The sequence below is a fragment of the Dietzia sp. B44 genome (genome assembly GCF_014145245.1).
Taxonomy (GTDB): domain Bacteria; phylum Actinomycetota; class Actinomycetes; order Mycobacteriales; family Mycobacteriaceae; genus Dietzia; species Dietzia natronolimnaea.
In genome coordinates this window covers 1-2,693 of the sequence record NZ_JAALEF010000072.1, presented here as the reverse complement: position 1 = coordinate 2,693, position 2,693 = coordinate 1, and the positions used below count along the sequence as shown (strand labels likewise).

The following is a 2,693-nucleotide window of genomic DNA, read 5'->3' as shown; positions in this document are numbered from 1 at the left end:
CGTGCGGGACACCCCTGCCGGGCGGGTCGGGAGCCGGTCGATCCTCGTCGAGGTCCCGGAATCCGACGCCGCCCGGTTGGCCTCCACGGCCGCCGGAACGCCACTGGCTGTGCTGGTGCACGGATGACGGGACGCAGCGCCAGATCGGCGGAGCGGCAGAGGACGCTAGTGCCTCGGCGGGGCCAATCGTGCTGGTAACGTCTCTGCAGTCCAGTTCGGGACGCACGACCACGCACGTGGTGGACCACACCGCGTCACCAGAGAGGGGTGCAGGATGCTCAAGGGCTTCAAAGACTTCATCATGCAGGGCAACGTGATCGACCTGGCCGTCGCCGTGGTCATCGGCACGGCGTTCGCGTCGATCGTCGACGCCTTCACCAGCGCGATCATCAACCCACTCATCGCCCTGCTCGGCGGGAACAGCGAGATCGGGTTCGCCGTCCAACTACTGGACAACAACCCCGAGACCAGGATGGACTTCGGGTTGCTACTTACCGCGATCATCAACTTCCTGCTGATCGCCGCGATCATCTACTTCGTCCTGGTGGGGCCGATGAACAAGATGAAAGAGGCCGCCGCCAAGCGCAAGGGCATCGACGCCCCGGCCTCGGACAACGACCTCCTCGTGGAGATCCGCGACCTCCTCGCGGGTCGCCCGCTCACCCATCCGTCGGACCCGCGGAGCACGTCCGGCGAGTCCTGACACCACGCCCCGCCGCGGGGCCCCCGTCACCCGGAACCGGACCTCAGCGCCGGACCTGAGCGCCGGCACCCGGCGACCCCGCCGACACCGCTGATGCGGGTCTCACCCGTGGTGGGGAGGGCGTTGCTCCCTCCACCAGTCGTCCCCGAGCCGGGCGTCGAGGTCACGGGCCTCGTCGGACGTGGTCCGCGGCAGGGTCTCGCCGAACACGTCGTCGATCCGGGCGCTGCTGTACGAAGCGCTGGTGATCGGGGCGCTGGAGTCCTGTGCCCTGCGGTCCGGGGCGCCGTCGGTCACAGCTCGTCTATCGCCGACAACTGCGCCACCACGTACGAGACGAGCGGGCACAACGTGGCCATCCCGTCCCGGATGGCCGCGCGGCTGGGCGCGAGGTTGGCGACCACCGTACTGCCGGACACCCCGACCAACCCACGGGAGACGATCGAGTCGACCGCGCCGGCCGTGAGACCCGACGACCGGATGGCCTCGGCGATGCCGGGCAACCGCTGATCGAGGATCTCCTCCGTGACCTCGGGGGTGATGTCCCGTGGACCGACCCCGGTACCACCCACGGTCACGACGAAGTCGAAGCCGCCGACCACCGCGGTCTCGAGGGCCTTGCGGACCTCGGACTCGTCGGACGCCACGCCGACGACGCCGCCGACCAGGAAACCCTCCTCCTCGAGCAGCTCGGTGACCAACGGACCGATCGAGTCCTCGCGCTCATCCAGCCGGTCGGTGACCACCACGACCATCGCGCGACCCGCGATGGGGGTGTCCGCCGGGACGGCGGCCGAGGGGTCGAAATCCACGTCCGTCTGGATCCTGCGCCCACCGGGCAGAGACCTCGGGTCGAATCTCGTGCTCATCTCGCCTCTCCCAGTACCACGTCGACAGTCGTCGGCTGATCGCCCACACGAGCAGCATAGGTGACGGAGATCGTCTCCCCCGGAGCCCTCGACCGGATCGCGGCGACCAGCGCGTCGCCGCTCTCGATCAGCCGCTCCCCGACCATGGTGATCACCGCCCCCTCCTCGATGCCCGCCTGAGCGGCGGGGCCTCCCACCTCGGTGGTCCGGACCAGCGCACCGTCGATATCGGGTTGGTCGCTCACCGAGACCCCGAGGACCGCACGGGTGGCGAACCCCTGCTTGATCAACTGGTCCGCGATCCGCCGGGCCTGGTCGACCGGGATCGCGAAGCCCAGGCCGATCGATCCCGAGTTCCCCGAGCCCAGCGAGGCGATGGCGGAGTTGATGCCGACCAGCTCACCGTTCATGTTGACCAGCGCGCCGCCGGAGTTGCCCGGGTTGACCGCCGCATCGGTCTGGATGGCGTCGATCACCGTGTTCTGGTCGGACTGCGCGCCGCCCGCCCGTACCGGCCTGTCGAGCGCGGAGACGATGCCGGTCGTCACGGTGCCGGACAGGCCGAGCGGGGAACCCACCGCCGCGACGGTCTGCCCCTCGTCCAGGTTCGAGGAGGACCCGAGCGCGATCGGGGTGAGCGACCGGTCGGTATCCGCCCTGATCACGGCGATGTCCGTGGCGGGGTCGGTGCCGACGACCGTCGCCGGCGCCCTCGACCCGTCGTTGAAGCGCACCTCGATCTGGCCGCCGGTCGCCGCCATCGCGATGACGTGGTTGTTCGTGATGATCAGACCGTCCTGGGCCAGCACCACGCCGGATCCCTCACCGCGTCCGGTCTGCCCGCGGACGTCGATCGAGACCACGCTCGGCAGGACCTTGTCGGCGACGGACTCGACCGTGCCGTCCGGGGCCTCACCCTCGGGCTGGACGGCGGTGATCGGGGAGGCGAGGCTCCCGCTGCCTCCGCCGCCCGCCACCGTGGCACCGATCCAGCCGCCCAGTCCGCCCGAGACGAGCATCGCAGCCACCAGTCCGGCGACCACCAGACCCCGGCCCGACTTCGCGGGTGCTGTCGCCCCGGGATCGTCGCCGTACGGGGGCTGCGGGGGCAGGGCCGCGGT

General features: G+C 70.4%; 4 protein-coding genes. 1 reads left to right on the top strand and 3 read right to left on the bottom strand.

Translation table 11 applies throughout. The features are described from left to right. Window positions 1-274: 274 nt before the first annotated feature. A complete protein-coding gene (mscL, locus tag G6017_RS03060) occupies window positions 275-703 on the top strand; it encodes a large conductance mechanosensitive channel protein MscL (protein ID WP_182615901.1) in 429 nt (142 codons plus the stop codon). A gap of 102 nt (window positions 704-805) precedes the next feature. On the opposite strand, the gene G6017_RS03055 is transcribed toward mscL, so the two are convergent. From G6017_RS03055 to G6017_RS03045, 3 genes are all read right to left on the bottom strand, one after another. Beyond that, a complete protein-coding gene (locus tag G6017_RS03055) occupies window positions 806-1,000 on the bottom strand; it encodes a hypothetical protein (protein ID WP_179523158.1) in 195 nt (64 codons plus the stop codon). Then, entirely contained in the window at window positions 997-1,572 is a 576-nt protein-coding gene (locus G6017_RS03050) for a MogA/MoaB family molybdenum cofactor biosynthesis protein (RefSeq protein WP_182615899.1), read from the bottom strand. Before G6017_RS03050 ends, G6017_RS03055 begins: the two co-directional genes overlap by 4 nt. Beyond that, window positions 1,569-2,693, bottom strand: a 1,125-nt coding sequence (locus G6017_RS03045; protein ID WP_194307709.1) for a S1C family serine protease, incomplete at its 5' end; no start/stop codon positions are given. The genes G6017_RS03050 and G6017_RS03045, both read right to left, overlap by 4 nt.